The following is a 19,010-nucleotide window of genomic DNA, read 5'->3' as shown; positions in this document are numbered from 1 at the left end:
GGAGCATAACGTTGTTCTTCGTTTTGCCAGGGCTTTCGAAGCAAGATTTTCTACTTCAACCTGATGGATCGTTTCCCGGGTGGGCGAATACATCCCTCGGAGCTCAGGACAACGTTTTTGCAGATCATCTATTAGCTGCCAATTCTCGCTTTGCGCTCATTGAGTTTAAGGCGAGCTTCCTGGCCATTCGAACGGAGGCGAAGAAACCTCTCCGGCAAAAACTGTTTCACTTACTCGCGATGCGCAGCGATTTTCTACGTCGATGCCTGGATTTTCATTTTGTCTGCTGGGGAACGACTCATCGGCATCCTGATTGGCAGCGCGGGAATCATGGCTTGCCCGGAAACCCGCGTAGGGGCGGGTTGGGAGGCACAGTTCGCTACAATCATCTGGGGCACTACGCCCTCGTGAATTTGCTATGGCCTGCGCTCAAGGGTCGTGCAAGGGTGGTAGTAGTGTCATCGGCAGGCCATCACCAATCGGGTATCCGCTGGAACGATGTGCAATTCACGCAGGGCTACGACAAGTGGTTGGCCTATGGGCAGTCGAAGACGGCCAATGCATTGTTTGCTGTCCACCTTGATCGGCTTGGTCAACACGAGGGTGTCCGTGCTTTCTCCCTTCATCCCGGCAAGATTCTCACACCGCTCCAGCGTCATCTGGCGCAGGACGAAATGATTGCCGCCGGCTGGCTAGACGTTAACGGCCACCTTGCCGACCCGACTTTCAAGACGACGCAGCAGGGCGCGGCCACCCAAATTTGGGCCGCAACAGCTCCGCAGTTAAATGGCATGGGAGGTTTGTATTGTGAGGACTGTGAGATCGCATCGCTGGACGCAAGCGAACCACCATCCTTTGTCGGCGTCCGGCCTTATGCCGCCGACCCTGATCAAGCCGAACGTCTTTGGACGCTATCCGCTCAACTTACCGGGATTGACGCTTTTGAAAGGAAATGAGTGATCGAGAGAGAGCGTCCATATCTGCGCTGCTCTTTGTTCGTGGCTAGAGAGCTTTACATCGGCTGCGCATCGCAGAAACCGTCCATCGAGTTGAGGTTTGGATTCAGGAGGGTTTGTTGGCCGGGCGCTTATTGAGTTGCTGCCGCATAGATGGAAATAGGCTTAGCTCCGCAGAGCGTTTTTGGCTCCGTGCGTGCTGTGCTGTGGAGTAGAATGAGAACTTCACTCTTTGGATAGAGACGGATGTGAATGGTAGCGTTAGCCACTTTTTCTACTCAGAATTTCAAACCAACAGGCCTGAGCCCAACCCCCGAGATTACTACCTCCTTGCCAGTGTCTATCAGCACCATGGAGAAATGCTACTCGGGTGCTATCGACGGGGTTTCCTCAACAGTTTTTACTGCGGCGTTCGACCAGACGACCAAGACGGGCAGTTACATCGCAATTGAGAGCTTCAAAGGTGCTGTGAATGGGAAAGAAGGCGCCTTCAATTTCATCCACTCTGCCTCCACAACCGGCACTGATCGGGCAGATGAATTTTTCTGCATAGTCGGAGGCAGTGGTACCGGTGATTTGAGAGGGATATCGGGATCAGGAGGGATCAAAATCGACACCGATGGCACGCACCGTATTTGGATGAATTACCAACTCGAATAGGTCAGAAATCGTTCTGAGGTAATGCCCTAGAGGACACCACTGTCCTGGAGGTTGCATCAGGGTGTCCGATCGCGAAAGGTTAAAAATACGAGGGTAGGAAGCCGTCTGTTTGTGGAACCTCATAAGGGCAATGCCGGTAATGGGGCGTTTTCAGCTGGTCGCGGCAGTCAGAATAGTGGCCATAAACGACCTTTGGTTGCCGTTTGGCTTTATCCCTCGGACTCGCAGCCGAGATCGGTGGCTTGGCGCGTTTCAACTCCATTGACTGTTAGTCGGGGTCTTTACCGAAGAAACCGGTTGTTTGAGCAAACTCAACAAACCGCTTGTTTGCGACAGACAAATATTCGTTAGCTCGCCAGCATAGACTGAAACTCATGATCTGTGCCGGTTTGAAGGGAATGCCCAGCAAGCCGGGTACACATTGCTGAATGGAACGCAGCAGCGTAGAGGCGCCCATTCCATCCAGTGTTGCCTTGATGACCAGTGAGACGAAATTGGTCTGCAATGCTATTCGATAGCGGGCTCCGGAGGCTTCGCAGAAGGTGTCGAACATATGGCGTTGCAGGAATGTCTGGTCAAAAAGCACCATTTTCTCATCTTGCAGACGCCAGGCCTCGATAAAGGCCTCGCGCGAAAGTGGGTGGCTGTCGTTCATGCACATCACCATCTCGTCGGTGCCTAACAAAACGGAGTCCCATCCGCTCTCTACTCGACGAGACTCCAGCAGGGCGACATCAATGTCACGGCTTTCCAGGCGCTGGCTGATGTCATCCGCACTGCCTTCAATCACCGTCATCACGATACCTGGATATCTCTTGCCAAAGGCGTTGAGTACCTGCGGAATGTAGTTGATCCCGAACATGGGAGGCACGCCGAGACGAATCTCACCACTGTGTAAATGCGACAGATCCCGCAGCTCTTGACGTGCCATGTCTAGTTCGAGCAAAGCGACTTCGACACGGGCAATAAAGCTTTTTCCTTCAGCCGTCACGTTGATTTGTCGTGCCGCGCGGTTGAAAAGCGTAACGCCCAACTCCTCTTCCAATCGAGTAATGGCCATGCTCAATGCTGGTTGGGCGATGTGCAGGCTCTGCGCGGCTTTGGTGAAGCTACCTTGCCGCGCAACTTCTACGCAGCACATCAACGCTTTGAGATTCATACCAGTCATTCTCGGATCGAAACCCAAAGCATAACAATTAGTGATGAAAAAAATCACAACATAATATTTTTCGTGATGGAGGAGTCTCTTTAATATGCCTGCGATAACTGTGTTGTCGCCTTCTCGAGGCTCGCGTCCAGGCAGATGACTTGCCTCTTTCAAAACGGATTTTTACTGAATGCTCAAGTTCAATGCTCATCTCGGCTTCCAATTCAACGATTTGCCTTTTCTCCAGCGTATCGAAGCTGCAGCGGCTGCTGGATTCAAGGCGGTGGAGTTTCCTTCGCCTTATGAATTTGAAGCCAGTCAATTGGCCGCACATTTGACTCAATATTCTCTACCTCTGATCCAGTTCGCTGCACCGGCCGGAGTCACCAAGGGCATGGCTGCGTTGCAAGGCAAGGAAGAAGAGTTTCGTGCAGGTTTAGCCTTGGCCGCCAGGTATGCAAAGGTGTTGGGTTGCTCAAATGTGCACGTCATGTCTGGGATTACTGCACAAGTTTCAGCTGCGCCCAGTTTCATGAGCAACTTGGAATATGCAGTCAAATATTTTGAAGATCGGGGGTTGCGGCCCCTGATTGAAGTGATAAGCCCAAAGGAAATCCCGGGGTACTACATGTCGGATTTCAGCAAGGCGCTACGGGTGCTGGAAGCCTTCCCGAGTATTGGACTGATTCTCGATCTTTACCATGCACAGCTTTTGACCGGCGACGCCGCAAATGTTCTGGATCAGTTTTATGACCGAACCGTCCACGTACAGATTGCGGACTGCCCAGGTCGCCACGAGCCGGGGACAGGCATCTTAAATTTTGCTGAATTGTTCGCGACTCTGGAACATCGTGGATACACAGGATGGATCGGATGTGAATACCGTCCTTCCAGCACTACTGTTGCAAGCTTAGGCTGGCTCAAGTCGCAAAATACTTAGCGCTTGATGGCTGGTTGCTTCCCGTCACGAAGGGTAGCAACCGGCCAAAATCAGCCGATCGAGTAAGCTCCAGAAAAGCGGGTTGCGCGACTTTGCCATTCACAAGCTTGGGTTCGCCTGAGCGCTGCCAGACTGGCTGACGCATGCACATCGGCCGAAGCCTGCGGAGGGTCGGCGAACGTGTCTAAAACTGTTCGCAGACCCATTTGCCACGACAGCTCTAGATTTGAACCGTTAACTGGTTGGAGTCCTTAATATAAGCCCCTTGCTCTAACGTCTGATTTATAAAGATAACGACAAGTGTGCCGATACTCCAAAAGTACTTCAGGTCACTTCACGCTATTTTTGGCGATGAGCAAGGAACACAAAATGATGTCTATTCGTCAGAACGCGCTCAAAGCATCAGACGTGACCCTTTGCGGTCTGGTGTGCCTAGCTGGGGTGGCCGTCACGTTCTTGGTGCTGATTCTGTTCGCAGGGACAGAGCAGCGTACCGTTAGCGTTGCTTTTCAACTGGAGGTCGACGAAAGATTCAGTCGCCTGCAACGACGCTTTAATACTCAGGTCTTGAAACTAGACGTTGTGAGGCGTTTCTTTATCAACGCCGACGATGTCACTGAAAAGGAGTTTCTGGGATTTGTTACGCCTCTAGTTGGAGAGGACGAAGCCTATAGCTGGGTGCCAAGGATTCTCGAGAAGGATCTACAAGCGTTTCGCGCTAAGGCGCTCCTCAACGGTACCAGTGATTTTTCATATCATGAAATTAATCCCGTCACCGGTGAAAGAGTCCCCCTCACCAGCCGGCCGGAACACTGGATATTGCTCTACTTATTGAAGCGCGATGACGTAAAGATCATACCCGGCATGGATATTCTAGCTCGCCCGGGTCGCCAAGCCTTGATGAGCAAGGCACGACAAACACGTCAAATAGTTGTGTCGGAACCGTTGAAAATGACCAATGGGCAGTCGGGGGTTTTCTTTGTCGCACCTGTATTCCAGAAGCCCCCTGAGGTTCCATTGAACGATGATAATTTGCAGGGATTCGTTGTCTCCAGCGTACGCTTGGCTTCTTTGATGGAACAAGGCATTCCATTACCAAGTCTGCAACGACTGAACGTGACGCTTTCATTGATCGACACGCAGCATCAAGGGGAAAGCATTTATCAGAGCTTGGCCCCCGCGGCCCCTTCAGCGCTGTACACGCAGCGGCTGCTGAAAGTAGCCGACCAAAATTACTTGATCCAGTTTCGACCCAGCTCAACATTTCTGGTCGCCAACAGCTACGCACTGTCCATCAGCCTAATTGTCGTGTTCGGAGCAGGGTTGTCGCTGCTGCTGACCTTGATGGTGTACTTGCTGATTACGCAGCGCGCCCGCGCCCTCTTGCTGGTTGATGAGCGCACGCAAGACTTGCGTTTGTTGAACATTACCGATCACCTGACCGGAGTCTATAACCGCCGATACTTCGAAGAGTTGATGGAGCGCCTGCTCATCGAGGCTAACGTGCAATACCGCCCTCTGTCGCTGATCATGTTTGACGTCGATCACTTCAAACACATCAACGACCGCTGGGGCCATCAGTGTGGTGATAACGTTCTGAAGTCGTTGTGCACTCGAATACGTTCGGCAACACGCAAAACCGATCTGCTGTGCAGAACAGGCGGAGAAGAGTTTGCATTGATCTGCCCGGATAGCGAACTGAACGATACAAGGCTGCTGGCAGAAAAGCTTCGAGCTCTAATAAACACCCTACCATTTGATGATATTGGACAGGCGACTTGTAGCTTCGGCGTTGCAACATGGATTCCATCAGAATCGTTTGACGCCTTCATTCGGCGTGCCGATACCGCGATGTACAGTGCAAAATCAAATGGTAGAGATCAAGTCCAACTTGCCGATATGTAGCAGATCGGCTACCCCGGGTGTCACTGCGCAAAAAGCCAAAACTCGACAGCTTCGGAGCCGCGCTCTGCCTTCAGGTCATCATCCCATTGTCCAGCACGCGCCCCCTGGTAATCGTAAGCGCTCGGTTAAGTCACCGTGATTCGGACTCTGCGCTCAGAAACTTCAACAGGTAGTCGTTTTGGAACGCCTCAGACCTCGGCAGATCGTGCGGATTACATAAAGATTCGGTCGTCATCGAATTACCAAACCCGTGCTCCACTTTTAGCTTCGGTCATCAGCGCCCATTATCAGACTGAGTGTAGTGGTCAACTAATCCCGGACACGACGTTAAGTTTCATTAGACCACTACAAGGCGAGCTGGGGCTCGATCCTGGCACGGCGAACAAGCGGTTGAATCTGATCGTTAGCTTCTACCAATGGGCTAGCCGCGCCAGGGAATGCTAGTGCTTCGGAGCGCGGGCATACCAACCGTAGACTGCGATGCCGGCATAACAGGTCGCTGGCACGCTCAACGCCATCGCGAGCGTCGAGAGGTCGGCCGCATACCCTGTCAATGGCGGAATAAATGCCCCGCCAACAATGGCGCAACAGAACAGGCCCGAACCTTCCGCCGCGCGATGACCGAGCCCTGCGGTCGCAAGGGTAAAGATCGTCGGAAACATGATGGAGTTGAACAGCCCGACGGCCAGCAGCGACCATCCGGCAACAACGCCTTGTGTGGTGGCAGAGATCGTCAACAACACAATGACTGCCGTGGCGGCAAAGGCCAGCAGTTTCCCGGGCGCGAAAGTGCGCATCAGCGCCGAGCCGATAAAGCGGCCAACCAGGGCGCCACCCCAATAGAAGGCAACATGCTTGCCTGCGGCTTCGGCGGGAAGGGCCAGGGTTGTCGGCAGCATGAGGTAGTCGGTGATGAGGCTGCCAATCGTGACTTCGGCGCCGACATAGAGAAATATGCAAACGGTGCCGAGTGCAAAGCGCGGCTGCTTTAGAAGGTCGAGCGCAGCGAGTGGATTGAGACGTTCAGGTCTTGTTGACGGTTGCAGCTCATTTCTTTTCAGCCAGACGATCAAGGCGACCATGCAGATGAAGAGCGTAATGCTTGCATAGGTGTTGCTGATCACGCTGGCTTCCTGCGACAGGAAGGACGTCAGTTCTGCTGGCGACAATTCGGAGGTATCTACCGCATTGAGGGAGCCCAGGATCAGTATGGCACCCAGGTAGGGAGCGACCGTGGTTCCCAGCGAATTGAACGCATGGCCGAGGGTGAGGCGGCTGGGGGCCATTGCGGCTGTTCCGAGTAGTGAAAGCAGCGGGTTCGCAACGACCTGAACGGTTGTCACGCCAATCGCAAGCACAAAGAGGGCGCCGAGGAAGGCTGGAAACAATGCGGACTGGGTGGCAGGAATGAAGAGCAGGCATCCACCAGCCATCAGCAGCAACCCGAGGACGGCCGCTCTCATGTAGCCGATTCGCGAAATCAGCAGGCCTGCGGGTATGGCGAAAATGAAATAGGCAAAAAAGAATGACGACTGCACAAGCATGGCCTCGGTATAGCTGAGGCTGAAGAGGTGCTTGAGTTTTGGCACCAGGACATCGTTAAGGCTGGTGATGCTGCCGAGGATGAAAAACAGCGCGAACACGTAGGTGCTCATCCGTTGGGCGTGGGGTGTTGCCAAACTGTTGGTGACAGTCGCGCTAGCACTAGCATTCGTCATCACGGGCTTCCTTTCTTGTGATTGTTACTTTCAAGGAAAGCTCTATCGAGCCTTGGGCACCTTGACAGTGAGACAGCGCTATCTTTGTGCGGTGAAGTACTCGCCAAAGGAGGGTGCGCTGCCATCTGATTTTTTGTCTGTAGCTGCTACCGCTCACCCAAAGTCCGGGGCCAGTCGTTAGAGGGCGCTACCTTAGTGCCTGACTTTTCGTTTGGCAAGCCGCAGGATCTCTTGGGGGGATGCCGAGATAAAGGGTAAATTCGCTCATTTGGGCTGCAGCAGGGCCGTGGGCACTTGGACGCTCGAACTGGTTGTTCGCCGGGTCGCTACGCAGCGGTAAGCGGGCAGCTGCGATCATGAGCTTGATTCAGTCAGCCCGCATGAATGGGCATGATCCTTATGCGTATCTCAAAGATGTGCTGACGCGCCTGCCGACGTAGCGAGCGAGTGAGATCGATCAACTGCTGCCACAGCATCCCACGCCCGAAATTACAACAGGCTTACCAGTGTCGATCAGCTCCATGGAAAGTCCTATACAGGAGCTATCGATGGTGGTCCAAACTGCCAGTGTGGGTGCCGTAATTGAGAGGAGCAGGGCGCTCGCGAGGGGCAAACTGTAGTTCTAGGCAACCCCTAGCAGTGCTAGTAGGCAGCCTGGGCAAGTCCTATGAAGCGACAAGCAGAGTTTGAGATCATCTAGGAATCTTGGTTTTTTTACACGCGAGTTGCCGATTTGCGCGCGCCGAACGCCGTACCTGGCTGAACGTCAACTGCGCTATTTTTTTTGCAATTTCTGTTGCACCTAGCAGCGCCTCATCATTCCTTGCTGCATCGGCAATAGCAGCCCGATGCCGTCGGATTAAGGCCTGGATACCGCTGATAGTCATGCCTTTCCACCTTCGACTTTCTGTGAGCGTGCAGACATCAGGGAGCGCATTTTTGGTCGGCAACCCTTGAGATTCAACGTAGCCCTTCAAAATCAGAATGAACTCATGGCAGAGCGGGCGCTCATTCATGCAGGCCGTCTTGAGATAAGCCGGCCAGAGGAATAGTCGTGAATCTCGCCACACCTAGTATGAATCGATACACCTCGTATTCGGGATCGGTAAAGCGCCGGCTCTCAATATGTGCAAAAAGCCAATCCAGTTCGAGGGGCGAAAGATTTGCAGTATCCAGACTCTTATTTGGTGGGGTTTCCGGAGGCCTAGCCATGACCGGCGCCGGTTGCCCCCGAACCCCGGCACGCCACAAATAATTGATAAAAAGGAAGGTAATACCGTGCACCTTGCGCATCACTGTGCTGACGATTGGGGTCTCCGGGGCGCGTCGATAGCACGGGCGCCAAGCCGGATTAATTGGCTGTGTTGTGAAAACTGGCTGGCCACGGAACACGAAAGTACGATTAATTGAATGGAGGTTGAGGTTTGTAGCTTCTGAGCAAAGAGCGTCCATTATCAAAAAAATGATCCAAGGGACACGGAGTCGATCAAGCAGGGACAAGGCAGTGAATTTCCTGCGGTTCAGGCGTCCAACATGGGGAGAAGTTCCGCCCTGACACATTATTTAACATAATATACATTACACGTAACATGATGTTTCAGGATTAGCCCGGTTGCACGCGGATTTTGAAGCCCTCAATTCACCCAAGCCCCTCATCCTTGCGTCAGCTTCCCAATCAGCTCCGAATGCTCGGGAAACTGTTCTCTGAGCTTCTGCCGATTACCCATCTCCATATCTGCAAAATCAAACCCTGGTGAAACCGCTTCACTGATCAAACCGTATCCCGCTAAACCATTCATAAGCTGCGAAGCTTTCCAGACGCCACCAGGTACATGCAGCTGTAAACACTGCCCGGCGATAACGTCGCTGCCCATCACCACAGTATTCAACGTGCCGTCTGGAAAAATCAGGCTGTACTGAATCGGGTTTCCCAAATGGTAGTAATGAACGATGTCCGATTGATTCAGATGAAAATGACCGATCGGCGAATCCTTGGTCAGCAAGTAATAAATTGAAGTCATCAAGTGACGTTGACCACCATTGATCTCGACCATAGCGTGGTGATCTGATTGAAAGGTTCTTCGGTAGAAACCGCCTTCGATGTGTGGCTCCAGCGCCAAAGCGGCGATCACTGCTTTAGCGTCGTGAATGTGAGTATCGAATGCATTGTTGGTCATGTAGATTGCCCTCCCACAAAAATACTGCCGCTATCGCACAAATTGACTTGATAGACTATAGCTATACTAAATGACTCTTTAGTTTAGTTGGCAAGCCACCTGCAACTCTATTCCAAGCTACAGGCAATTGCGCAGGACGACGGCAAATAAAAAACCCGGCTGATAAGGCCGAGTTTTTTAGATACTCGATTAGAGTGTTGAGTCAACTTCAGGATTGAACTTCGCCCGATCAATCAACAACAGCGAGTCTGTCCATTCCCGCCACCGTAACGAGCCTCCTGACGTTCCCGAAAGAACATCTCGTAGCTCATCACCGGTTTGTCCGGGTGTTCGGTCTGCATATGCTCGACGTAGTTGTCGTAGTCGGGCATGCCGACCATCAGGCGCGCGGCCTGCCCCAGGTATTTACCCAGGCGACTCAGGTCATTGAACATGGGCACCCTCCTCGATCAAGCATTCGGCAGCGCCTGGAATGGTGCTTCTTTATCCGTACGCTCCTTGGTGCCCCAGGCGGCAATACCGACTTTGAGTGCAAAGAACAGGATGCTGAACACCACGAGCAGGAACAACACCGTCAGCGTTGCGTTGGTGTAGGCGTTGTAGATGACGTGCTGCATCTGCTCGATGCTCTTGGCCGGCGCCAGGACCTGACCGTTGGCCAACGCATCACTGTACTTCTTGGCCAGCGCGAGGAAGCCGATCGCCGGGTTGGCGTCGAACAGCTTGATGAAGCCGGCGGTGGTGGTGCAGATCAGCAGCCACACGGCGGGCAGCATGGTCACCCACACATAGCGCTGGCGTTTCATTTTGATCAGCACAACGGTTGCCAGCATTAGCGCGATTCCGGCCAGCATCTGGTTGGAGATGCCGAACAGCGGCCACAAGGTGTTGATCCCGCCCAGCGGGTCGATCACGCCTTGATAGAGCAGGTAACCCCACATTGCCACGCAACCGGCCGTCGCGATCAGGTTGGCGGTCCAGGATTCGGTGCGTTTGAGTGCCGGCACGAAGGAACCGAGCAAGTCCTGCAGCATGAAACGTCCGGCCCGGGTACCGGCGTCGACGGCGGTCAGGATGAACAGCGCTTCGAACAGGATCGCGAAGTGGTACCAGAACGCCATGGTGTTTTCACCCGGCAACACGTGGTGCAGGATCTGCGCGATACCGACCGCCAGGGTCGGCGCACCACCGGCACGGGCCAGGATGGTGGTTTCACCGATGTCCTTGGCCACTGCTTGCAAGGCTTCCGGGGTGATTGCGAAACCCCAGCTGCTGACCGTCTGAGCAACCGAAACAGCATCAGAGCCGACAAGGGCCGCCGGGCTGTTCATCGCAAAATAGACGCCCGGCTCGATCACCGAAGCGGCAACCATGGCCATGATCGCCACGAAGGACTCCATCAGCATGCCGCCGTAACCGATGTAACGGGCATGGCCTTCGCTGGCGAGCAGCTTCGGCGTGGTACCGGAAGCAATCAGTGCGTGAAAACCGGACACCGCGCCACAGGCGATGGTGATGAACAGGAACGGGAACAGCCCCCCCTTCCACACCGGCCCGGTGCCGTCGATGAATTGGGTCAATGCCGGCATTTTCAGGTCAGGCATGGTGATCAGAATGCCGATCGCCAGCGCGACGATGGTGCCGATCTTGAGGAACGTGGACAGGTAGTCACGCGGGGCCAGAATCAGCCACACCGGCAACACCGCCGCCACAAAACCGTAGCCGATCAGCATCCAGGTGATCTGCAGTCCGGTGAAGGTAAAGGCTTTGGCCCACACCGGGTCAGCGGCAATCTGCCCGCCCAGCCAGATCGACCCCAGCAGTAACGCCACGCCTATCACCGAGATTTCACCGATGCGACCCGGGCGGATGTAGCGCATGTAAATGCCCATGAACATCGCGATCGGGATGGTCGCCATCACGGTAAAGATGCCCCATGGGCTTTCGGCCAGGGCCTTGACCACGATCAGCGCCAGCACCGCGAGGATGATGATCATGATCAGGAAGCAGCCAAACAACGCGATGGTCCCGGGAATGCGGCCCATTTCTTCACGAACCATGTCGCCCAGGGAACGGCCGTTGCGGCGGGTGGACAGAAACAGCACCATGAAGTCCTGAACCGCACCGGCCAGTACCACCCCGGCAATCAGCCACAGCGTACCGGGCAGGTAGCCCATCTGCGCCGCCAATACCGGACCGACCAGCGGCCCCGCGCCGGCGATGGCCGCGAAGTGGTGACCGAAAAGTACGTGTTTGTTGGTCGGTACGTAGTCCAGACCATCATTGTTGAGTACAGCGGGAGTGGCTCGATTGGGGTCGAGTTGCATCACCTTGGTGGCGATGAACAGGCTGTAATAGCGGTATGCGACGAGGTAGATAGCGACTGCGGCGACTACGATCCAGAGGGCGTTGATGGCTTCGCCGCGGCGCAGGGCCACGACACTAAGCGCAAACGCTCCCAGGACAGCCACGGCAAACCAGGCGAGGTGTTTAGCCAGACGGGTCATTGCGTGTCTCCTGCCGACAACCCGTGGGCTGCGGCGGTAATTATTATAATTGTGTCCGCAGTGCGGAGCGGGCCCAATATCCGCCCATGCTGTCGACAAATAAATCCGCGTTACTACGTACGCGGCGTCTACGTAGTTCTACGTAGATGACGATGATCTGTCAGTTGAAATGCAACACCTGTGGGAGCGGTCTGTGGCGAGGGGGCTTGCCCCCGTTGGGCTGCGAAGCAGCCCCAAAAAATCTTTGATGTACCCAAGATCTTGTGAGTGCTACGCACTCAAACGGGGGCAAGCCCCCTCGCCACAGCCCACAGGTTTTTGCGTTTCATCACGGCCGCAGGTCACTCTGTCTCGCACCGCTACTGGAGGTGCGTATCTTTGGCATATGATGTCGGGCCTTCGCCGTCCCCCGCTCTGGCCAGGAGTAGAGATGCAGCTCAAACATAAAATCGTCGCGCTCGGGATTCTGCCGCTGGTGCTGGCGATCGCGGTCATCTGCGCGCTGGTGATTTCCCTGAACCGCCAACTGGGTGATCAACAGGCGCAATTGATCGAAGACAGCATTCTGGCCAGCAAGCGCGCAGAACTGAAAAACTACGTCGAAATGGCGCAAAGCCTGATCGCGCCGCTCTACGACAACGGCCAGGGTGACGAGCGCGCGCAACAACAAGTGCTGGAAGATCTGCGCAAGCTCAGCTTTGGCATCAATGGCTACTTCTTCGTCTACGACCGCGAGGGGCGCAGTCTGATGCACGCGCGCCAGTCTGAGCTGGTGGGCAAATACCTGTGGAACATGACGGACCCTCACGGCCTGCCGGTGATCCAGGCATTGCTCAAAAGTGCGCAATCGGGCGAAGGTTTTCAACGTTATGCCTGGAACAAACCCTCCTCCGGCCAAGTCACCGACAAGCTCGCCTACGTGGTGATGCTCGATCGTTGGGGCTGGATGCTCGGCACCGGCATCTACCTTGAGGACGTTGAACGCGCCACCCAGCAGGCGCGTGACGAAGTGGCCCAGGGCATCCGCAAAACCATGCAGGCGATTGCCGCGGTGGCCCTTGTGGCGGTGCTGTTTGTGTTTGCCAGCGGCATGACGCTGAACGTCAGCGAACATCGCCTGGCCGACAAAAAACTCCAGCGTCTGACCCAACGTATCGTCAGCTTGCAGGAGGAAGAGCGGTCACGGGTTTCCCGGGAGCTGCACGATGGCATCAGCCAGCTCCTGGTCTCTATCAAGTTTCAGTTCGAACTGGCCAGCCATGTGCTGGAGAATGGACAAGACAAGGGTTTGAGCATCTTAAGAGACGCCACGGAACGCCTGGGGGAAGCGATTGGCGAGGTTCGCAGCCTCTCTCATGACCTGCGCTCGTCGTTGCTCGACACCCTCGGCCTGCCGGCGGCAATCGGTCAACTCGCCGCCGAATTCGAGCAACGTAGCGGTCTGGTCGTGACCTTCAACGATAACGAGTTCGACTGTCACCTGGTCGATGGCGCCGCCGTCTCGTTGTTTCGCATCGTGCAGGAAGGCCTGAGTAACATCGAACGCCATGCACAGGCAAAACACGTCATCATTACCCTGCACGGCTCTGAAAAGTCTGTACGGCTGACGGTGGTCGATGACGGTATCGGTTTCAATGTCGCCCAGGTCGAACGTCGCCACGCGGGCATTGGCCTGCGCAATATCCGTGAACGTGTCGAGCATTTTGGCGGTCGATTCGACCTGACCTCGATGCCGGGAAGAAGTGAGCTGGACGTTCTGCTGCCGATGAAGATGCCCGGCGCAAAACCCTGACTCAACCCATAACAACGAGAGTGAATGCCTGCGATGAACCTGCCCTGCCCCATCCGCGTCGCCCTGGTCGATGATCACTCTTTGGTCCGCGATGGAATCAAGTCGCTGCTGGCGGTCATGGCGCCGCTGGAAGTCGTGGGCGAAGCCGAGAACGGCGCAGATGCCATTGAGATGGTCGGGCGCTGCCAGCCGGATCTGTTGCTGGTCGACATCAGCCTGAAGGACATCAACGGGCTTGAGTTGACCCGGCTGTTACGCAGCCAGTACCCGGCGCTCAAGGTGCTCGTGCTGAGCATGTACGACAACTATGAATACGTCAGTGAATCGGTTCGTTCGGGTGCCAGCGGCTATGTGCTGAAGAACGCGCCGTCACGGGAAATCATTGCGGCGATCGAAGCCATTGTCAGTGGCGGAACGTTCTACAGTGCCGAAATCGCGCAACGGCTCATCGCCGATAAAAGTACCGACAACGAGCTGACACCGCGTGAGAGTCAGGTGCTGTACAAGATGGCTCAAGGGCTGAACAACAAGGAAATGGCCCGCGAACTGGACATCAGTGTGCGGACGGTAGAAACCCATCGCCTGAGCATCCGCCGCAAGCTCAACATCGACAAACCCGCCGCCCTCGTAAAGTACGCGATCGATCACGGGATCATTTCGCGCTAGAGGCGATTCACACTGCGCTCGTATTAACGACACGTGCCGTGCGAATAAACAACGCGCGTACCTTGTCCCAGAAATTCCCGCCCAGCACGAAAAAGCTGCCGATCAACATCGCATCGCCCAGCGCCTGGAGCTGCCAGATATTGGGTCTCAGCCCCGGCCAGATAGTATCTATGTAAGGTTCGAGAAATCCCGAGATCAGCGGCAGGCAAAACATCACGAGGCCAATTCTATGGCGAGCCGGGCCTACTTCCACGTCTGTCGGTGCAAGTGTGGAGACATAACCGAACATGCTGCGCTTGAGTTGCTGAAAGCCGGATTTGCCCATAATGGCAATGACCAGAATTAGCAGAACCTTGTTACTGATAAACAAAACGCCTGTCAGTGCCGCGATCTTTGAGCCGGGCACATCCACTGCGGCAGCGATAGGCACCATCAGCCAGGATCCCAGCATCAAACAGATAATCGCGATGCCCAGTTTGAAGCGCCAACCAGCGGAACCAGGTGCATTGTCATCCTGAGGGTTGCTCATGGTCTTCTTAACCTTTTTTTAGCCGGGATTAATAGATCTTCAGAAGCGTAGCAGTTGGTCGCCCCCATGATCATTCAACATGACCTTGTATTTGTCCGAGCTGTACTAACCTAAGCGAACCGGCTCAAGTCTTAATGCCTGTTGGAGCGAGGCTTGCCCGCGAAGAATGCACCGCGGTTTTTCAGGTATTACGCGTCATCGTTCTTCGCGGGCAAGTCGGATCGCCGCACCGCTCGCTCCTACAGAATTTGTGTAGGCACTCAATACTTGGGGACGCTCGGATGAGGTTTTCCCGTGATCTGTTTGTAGTGCAGCGATGCTGACGCGCTCGGGTCGGCTGCTTCTGCTATGCGCCCTCGGCCTTGGCGGTTGCGTGCGTCTGGGGCCGGATTTTCAGTCCCCGGGCGAAGCCTGGACAAAACTCTGGAGCAGCCCTGCGCTTGAACAGGCCAGCCAGAGAAGCCTCAATCCCGACATTCGCCAGTGGTGGCAAGTGTTCGCCGACCCGGTACTCGACGCGTTGATTGCCGAGTCGGATGCTCACAATTCAAACCTGAAGATTGCCGGCCTTCGCGTCATGGAAGCCCGTGCCCAATTGGGCATTGCCCAAAGCGGACGCTATCCGCAACTGCAGCAGGCCAGCGCCGAAAGTCTGTACTTCAACCGCAATCAATCCGGCGGGAGCAACCCGCAAGACAGCCACTTCTGGCAACACAGCGCGGGCTTTGACATCGGTTGGGAACTGGACTTCTGGGGGCGTTTCAGTCGGGCCATCGAGTCCTCCGATGCCAGCTACTTCGCGGCTCAGGCCAACTATGAAGATGCACTTGTACTGATGCGCGCTCAGGTGGCCGACACTTACTTCTCGCTGCGCACCACCGAAGCGCGCTTACGTGTCGCCCGAGAAAACGCCGAACAGCAAAAACGCAACTTCGAGATCACCGAAAAACTGTTCAACAGTGGCCAGAGTGCCGAACTCGACTTGCAACAAGCCAAGACCCAATACCTGGCCACCTTGAGCAGCATTCCGGACTTTGAAGGGCAAGTACTGCGCACCCGCAACGCGTTGGCCGTGCTGATCGGACAGCCGCCCAGCGCCCTGCCCCAATTGCTCGAAAACCAGGGACTGATCCCGCTGGTGGACCGTGCCGTGCTGCAAGACGTACCGGCCAACCTGCTGCTGCGGCGACCGGACGTACGCGCCGCCGAACTCAACGTCGCCGCCCAATCGGCACTGATCGGCGTGGCAGAAACCGATTTTTACCCGTCGCTGACCTTGCTCGGCAGTATCGTCTGGACGACCGATACGCTGAAGGGCACCTCTAACAGCCTGGACCTGATCGGTGGCCCCAGCTTACGCTGGAACCTGTTTGATCACGGCCAGATCAGCAACAACGTGCGGGTACAGGATGCTCGACTGCAGCAACTGATCGAGGTTTATCGCGACAAAGTCCGTCAGGCCGCGCGCGAGGCCGACGATGCCGCCAGCGGCCTGACCAAATCACTGGAACGCGAACGCATCCTGCGCGAGGCGCAGGTCGCCGCGAAACGCTCGCTGAGCCTGGCAAATACCCAATACCGCGAAGGCTATTCGGATTTCCAGCGAGTATTGGATGCTCAACGGGCATTGCTCGAACAACAGGACAATTACCTGGTCAGCCGCAGCACTGCCGTGAGTAACCTTATCGCCCTGTACAAAGCCCTTGGCGGTGGGTGGTACAGCGCCCAGCCGACGGTCGATCAACGCACTCGCCAGCACATGGAACAACGCACCGACTGGGGCAATCTGCTGAATCAACCGGCCCCTTCGCAAGCCTCCTATCCCACGCCCGACAAGGTCAAAGCCGATGAGTGAACCCTCGCCGCCCACCACTGAGGCGCCCTCCCCCAAGACACCCGCGCCGGCTGCCGATCCGGCAAAAAAAGGCATCAAATGGGTGATGCTGCTGATCGTCCTGAGCCTGGCCTGGTACTTGTCGGCTGACCGTTTCACGCCCTATACGCAACAGGCTCGGGTGGGCGCCTTTGTCATTCCGGTAGCGGCCGAAGTGGCCGGCCGGGTGATCCGCGTCAATGTGCGCAACAACCAGGACGTCAAGGCCGGCGATGTGCTGTTCGAGGTCGATCAGCAGCCCTATCAAATAGCCGCCGACCGCGCACGGGCTGATCTTGAGTCTACTCGCCGCCAGATCGGCGCCAGCACCGCCGGCATTGCTTCCGCGCAAGCCTCGTTGCGGGCGGCCCAGGCTAACGAACTCAAGGCCCGCCAGGATAACGAACGCCTTGAAGGCTTGTACCGCGAAGACCGGGGAACCATTTCCGTGCGCTTGCTTGAAGTCTCCCGGGCCAGCCGTGAACAAGCCGTCAGCCAGGTCGCCGCGGCCCGTGCCGAAGTTCAGCGCGCACGTGAACAGGAAGGCGGCAGCGAGGAAGACAACGCGCTGTTGCGCAGCGCCGCCACCGCATTGTCAAAAGCCGAACTCGACATGGCCAATACCCAGGTCCGCGCACGCTCGGCAGGTTTGATTACTGACCTGCGCACCGACGTCGGGCAATTCGCCGCGGTCGGGACGCCGGTCATGACCTTGATTGCCATTCATGATATGTGGATCAGTGCGGACATGACCGAGAACAACCTGGGGCGGGTCCGGCCCGGGACCCCGGTGGCCGTCGTGCTGGACGCTCTGCCGGGGGAAATTTTCGAAGGAAGGGTGCGCAGCGTCGGTTACGGCGTCAGTGTGGGTCAGACGCCGGCACCGGGCACCTTGCCCACCGTGCAAAACAGTCGCGACTGGCTGCGTCCGGCCCAACGCTTTCCGGTGATCATCGAGTTTTCCGACGAGGCGATGAAGGTGCTGCGTGACAGTCGCGCCGTGCGTGCCGGGGGCCAGGCCGAAGTCATGGCTTTCCCGACGCAGAACAATCCACTCAATCCCTTGGGACGCTTGTTTGTGTGGCTGATGAGCTGGCTGTCTTATGCCTACTGAACGTGCGCCGCGTGTTCAACGCGCACTACGTCTGGCCACGGGAACGGCGTTGTGCCTGGCGGTCAGTTTCGGTCTGGCACTGCCGATCCCCTTCCTTGCGCCGGTGCTTGCCGTGTTGCTGCTGGCCACGCTTAACAAGCCTCTGCCACTCAAGGCAGGACTGATACTGTCAGTGGTCGCCATGCTGACCACCGGCATCGGCCTGTTGCTGATCCCGGTCCTGCGTTACTACCCGATCAGCGGTGTACTGCTGATCGGGGTCAGCCTGTTCCTGGCCTTTGGTTTCGGGTTGCGCGGTGGCAACACCTTGGTCGTGACCTTTCTGATCATCGGCCTGACCATGATTTCCTCGGCCGGCGTTGCCGAGTTCGATCTGGCGATCATGGTCATCGGCGCTTTGGTCAAAGGTTTGATCCTCGCCGTCATCGTCGTGGCGATCAGTCACTGGCTGTTTCCCGACCCGGCCAATGCACCCTCCCCACCCGCCACCGGCACTCTACCGGCGCAGGAAGTGGCCAGAATTGCGCTGCGTGCCACCCTGATCGTTATACCGGCGTTCCTGCTGGCACTGATCGACCCGGCGAGCTATCTGCCAATTATTTTGAAAGCGGTCAGTCTTGGTCAGCAGAGTTCGACGGTAACCACGCGCAACGCCAGTCGCGAACTGCTCGGTTCGACCTTGATGGGCGGGCTGTTGGCCATCGTGTTCTGGTGCGCGCTCAGCCTGTTCGTGCACTTGTGGATGTTCTTTCTGTGGATGCTGCTGTTTGGTTTGCTGTTGGCGCGCAAGCTCTATGCCCTGAGCCCGACTCGGCAAACCCCGGGGTTCTGGCTCAACAGCCTGGTCACGCTGATCATTCTGCTCGGCCAATCGGTTCAGGACAGTCTTGCCGGGAAAGACGTCTATACCGCCTTCGCCGTGCGCATGGGGCTGTTTATCGCCCTCACGCTCTATGCCGACCTGATGGTTCACCTAATCGAACAGCGGCAGCGAACGCCGGGCTTCAGTCAACCCGATCACTGAGA

17 protein-coding genes and 1 pseudogene are annotated in these 19,010 nt (G+C 56.1%); 10 read left to right on the top strand and 8 right to left on the bottom strand.

Annotation, left to right across the window (positions count from 1 at the left end):
* Positions 1-11: 11 nt before the first annotated feature.
* Together ACZ9BB_RS09570 and ACZ9BB_RS09565 are read left to right on the top strand one after the other, a co-directional pair.
* Positions 12-956, top strand: coding sequence for an SDR family NAD(P)-dependent oxidoreductase (locus ACZ9BB_RS09570; protein ID WP_476213551.1), 945 nt, complete (start codon positions 12-14; stop codon positions 954-956).
* Between the two features lie 252 nt (positions 957-1,208).
* Positions 1,209-1,616, top strand: coding sequence for a DUF3224 domain-containing protein (locus tag ACZ9BB_RS09565; protein WP_476213550.1), 408 nt, complete (start codon positions 1,209-1,211; stop codon positions 1,614-1,616).
* A 268-nt stretch (positions 1,617-1,884) separates the two neighbouring features.
* On the opposite strand, the gene ACZ9BB_RS09560 is transcribed toward ACZ9BB_RS09565, so the two are convergent.
* Positions 1,885-2,775 carry a LysR family transcriptional regulator gene (locus tag ACZ9BB_RS09560; RefSeq protein ID WP_476213549.1) on the bottom strand — a complete coding sequence of 297 codons (891 nt, stop codon included), beginning with the start codon at positions 2,773-2,775 and terminating at the stop codon, positions 1,885-1,887.
* A gap of 178 nt (positions 2,776-2,953) precedes the next feature.
* On the opposite strand from ACZ9BB_RS09560, the gene ACZ9BB_RS09555 reads away from it, so the two are divergent.
* Together ACZ9BB_RS09555 and ACZ9BB_RS09550 are read left to right on the top strand one after the other, a co-directional pair.
* A complete protein-coding gene (locus ACZ9BB_RS09555) occupies positions 2,954-3,703 on the top strand; it encodes a hydroxypyruvate isomerase family protein (RefSeq protein ID WP_476213548.1) in 750 nt (249 codons plus the stop codon).
* A gap of 369 nt (positions 3,704-4,072) precedes the next feature.
* Positions 4,073-5,608, top strand: coding sequence for a diguanylate cyclase (locus ACZ9BB_RS09550; RefSeq protein WP_476213547.1), 1,536 nt, complete (start codon positions 4,073-4,075; stop codon positions 5,606-5,608).
* 440 nt (positions 5,609-6,048) lie between these two features.
* Here the strand turns inward: ACZ9BB_RS09550 and ACZ9BB_RS09545 are convergent, their stop codons facing one another.
* Complete coding sequence (locus ACZ9BB_RS09545; protein ID WP_476213546.1) at positions 6,049-7,326, bottom strand: sugar MFS transporter; 1,278 nt, start codon at positions 7,324-7,326, stop codon at positions 6,049-6,051.
* A 284-nt stretch (positions 7,327-7,610) separates the two neighbouring features.
* Between ACZ9BB_RS09545 and ACZ9BB_RS09540 the strand changes: the two are divergent.
* A pseudogene (locus ACZ9BB_RS09540) lies at positions 7,611-7,766 on the top strand (transposase domain-containing protein); the annotation flags it as partial.
* Positions 7,767-8,018: 252 nt separating this feature from the next.
* Here the strand turns inward: ACZ9BB_RS09540 and ACZ9BB_RS09535 are convergent.
* The 5 genes from ACZ9BB_RS09535 to ACZ9BB_RS09515 all read right to left on the bottom strand — a co-directional run bounded on the left by ACZ9BB_RS09535 (position 8,019) and on the right by ACZ9BB_RS09515 (position 12,010).
* A complete protein-coding gene (locus tag ACZ9BB_RS09535) occupies positions 8,019-8,342 on the bottom strand; it encodes a hypothetical protein (protein ID WP_476213545.1) in 324 nt (107 codons plus the stop codon).
* Positions 8,335-8,826 carry a hypothetical protein gene (locus ACZ9BB_RS09530; RefSeq protein WP_476213544.1) on the bottom strand — a complete coding sequence of 164 codons (492 nt, stop codon included), beginning with the start codon at positions 8,824-8,826 and terminating at the stop codon, positions 8,335-8,337. The genes ACZ9BB_RS09535 and ACZ9BB_RS09530 overlap by 8 nt, the downstream gene beginning before the upstream one ends.
* A gap of 152 nt (positions 8,827-8,978) precedes the next feature.
* Positions 8,979-9,503, bottom strand: coding sequence for a cupin domain-containing protein (locus ACZ9BB_RS09525; RefSeq protein WP_476213543.1), 525 nt, complete (start codon positions 9,501-9,503; stop codon positions 8,979-8,981).
* Positions 9,504-9,736: 233 nt separating this feature from the next.
* Positions 9,737-9,937 carry a YbdD/YjiX family protein gene (locus tag ACZ9BB_RS09520; protein ID WP_476213542.1) on the bottom strand — a complete coding sequence of 67 codons (201 nt, stop codon included), beginning with the start codon at positions 9,935-9,937 and terminating at the stop codon, positions 9,737-9,739.
* Positions 9,938-9,952: 15 nt separating this feature from the next.
* On the bottom strand, positions 9,953-12,010 hold the full coding sequence (locus ACZ9BB_RS09515) for a carbon starvation CstA family protein (protein ID WP_476213541.1): 2,058 nt from the start codon (positions 12,008-12,010) through the stop codon (positions 9,953-9,955).
* Positions 12,011-12,440: 430 nt separating this feature from the next.
* Between ACZ9BB_RS09515 and ACZ9BB_RS09510 the strand changes: the two genes are divergently transcribed.
* Positions 12,441-13,802 (top strand): cache domain-containing protein, encoded by a 1,362-nt coding sequence (locus ACZ9BB_RS09510; protein ID WP_476213540.1) that lies wholly within the window; start codon positions 12,441-12,443, stop codon positions 13,800-13,802.
* A gap of 33 nt (positions 13,803-13,835) precedes the next feature.
* The gene (locus ACZ9BB_RS09505) at positions 13,836-14,468 is read left to right on the top strand and encodes a response regulator (protein WP_476218257.1); all 633 of its coding nucleotides are present in this window, start codon (positions 13,836-13,838) and stop codon (positions 14,466-14,468) included.
* A gap of 7 nt (positions 14,469-14,475) precedes the next feature.
* Here ACZ9BB_RS09505 and ACZ9BB_RS09500 read toward each other — a convergent pair whose 3' ends face one another.
* A complete protein-coding gene (locus tag ACZ9BB_RS09500) occupies positions 14,476-14,997 on the bottom strand; it encodes a transporter suffix domain-containing protein (protein WP_476213539.1) in 522 nt (173 codons plus the stop codon).
* Positions 14,998-15,313: 316 nt separating this feature from the next.
* Between ACZ9BB_RS09500 and ACZ9BB_RS09495 the strand changes: the two genes are divergently transcribed.
* Genes ACZ9BB_RS09495 through ACZ9BB_RS09485 form a run of 3 tightly spaced genes read left to right on the top strand, consistent with a single transcriptional unit; the run spans position 15,314 to position 19,008 of the window.
* Positions 15,314-16,852: an efflux transporter outer membrane subunit gene (locus tag ACZ9BB_RS09495; RefSeq protein WP_476213538.1), complete on the top strand. Its 1,539-nt coding sequence runs from the start codon at positions 15,314-15,316 to the stop codon at positions 16,850-16,852.
* A complete protein-coding gene (locus ACZ9BB_RS09490; protein ID WP_476213537.1) occupies positions 16,845-17,984 on the top strand; it encodes an HlyD family secretion protein in 1,140 nt (379 codons plus the stop codon). The genes ACZ9BB_RS09495 and ACZ9BB_RS09490 overlap by 8 nt, the downstream gene beginning before the upstream one ends.
* On the top strand, positions 17,974-19,008 hold the full coding sequence (locus tag ACZ9BB_RS09485; RefSeq protein WP_476213536.1) for a DUF2955 domain-containing protein: 1,035 nt from the start codon (positions 17,974-17,976) through the stop codon (positions 19,006-19,008). Before ACZ9BB_RS09490 ends, ACZ9BB_RS09485 begins: the two co-directional genes overlap by 11 nt.
* Positions 19,009-19,010 lie beyond the last annotated feature (2 nt).

This window comes from Pseudomonas sp. TE3552 (assembly GCF_056278945.1).
The sequence above is the reverse complement of the archived record's forward strand: the minus strand, read 5'-3'. Positions and strand labels throughout refer to the sequence as shown.

Bases quoted from the DNA above. Each gene is read 5' to 3' on its own strand.
- ACZ9BB_RS09565 (WP_476213550.1), top strand. From the start codon at position 1,209: ATGGTAGCGTTAGCCACTTTTTCTACTCAGAATTTCAAACCAACAGGC.
- ACZ9BB_RS09560 (WP_476213549.1), bottom strand. From the start codon at position 2,775: ATGAATCTCAAAGCGTTGATGTGCTGCGTAGAAGTTGCGCGGCAAGGT.
- ACZ9BB_RS09555 (WP_476213548.1), top strand. From the start codon at position 2,954: ATGCTCAAGTTCAATGCTCATCTCGGCTTCCAATTCAACGATTTGCCT.
- ACZ9BB_RS09550 (WP_476213547.1), top strand. From the start codon at position 4,073: ATGATGTCTATTCGTCAGAACGCGCTCAAAGCATCAGACGTGACCCTT.
- ACZ9BB_RS09545 (WP_476213546.1), bottom strand. From the start codon at position 7,326: ATGACGAATGCTAGTGCTAGCGCGACTGTCACCAACAGTTTGGCAACA.
- ACZ9BB_RS09535 (WP_476213545.1), bottom strand. From the start codon at position 8,342: ATGAATGAGCGCCCGCTCTGCCATGAGTTCATTCTGATTTTGAAGGGC.
- ACZ9BB_RS09525 (WP_476213543.1), bottom strand. From the start codon at position 9,503: ATGACCAACAATGCATTCGATACTCACATTCACGACGCTAAAGCAGTG.
- ACZ9BB_RS09520 (WP_476213542.1), bottom strand. From the start codon at position 9,937: ATGTTCAATGACCTGAGTCGCCTGGGTAAATACCTGGGGCAGGCCGCG.
- ACZ9BB_RS09515 (WP_476213541.1), bottom strand. From the start codon at position 12,010: ATGACCCGTCTGGCTAAACACCTCGCCTGGTTTGCCGTGGCTGTCCTG.
- ACZ9BB_RS09510 (WP_476213540.1), top strand. From the start codon at position 12,441: ATGCAGCTCAAACATAAAATCGTCGCGCTCGGGATTCTGCCGCTGGTG.
- ACZ9BB_RS09505 (WP_476218257.1), top strand. From the start codon at position 13,836: ATGAACCTGCCCTGCCCCATCCGCGTCGCCCTGGTCGATGATCACTCT.
- ACZ9BB_RS09500 (WP_476213539.1), bottom strand. From the start codon at position 14,997: ATGAGCAACCCTCAGGATGACAATGCACCTGGTTCCGCTGGTTGGCGC.
- ACZ9BB_RS09495 (WP_476213538.1), top strand. From the start codon at position 15,314: ATGCTGACGCGCTCGGGTCGGCTGCTTCTGCTATGCGCCCTCGGCCTT.
- ACZ9BB_RS09490 (WP_476213537.1), top strand. From the start codon at position 16,845: ATGAGTGAACCCTCGCCGCCCACCACTGAGGCGCCCTCCCCCAAGACA.
- ACZ9BB_RS09485 (WP_476213536.1), top strand. From the start codon at position 17,974: ATGCCTACTGAACGTGCGCCGCGTGTTCAACGCGCACTACGTCTGGCC.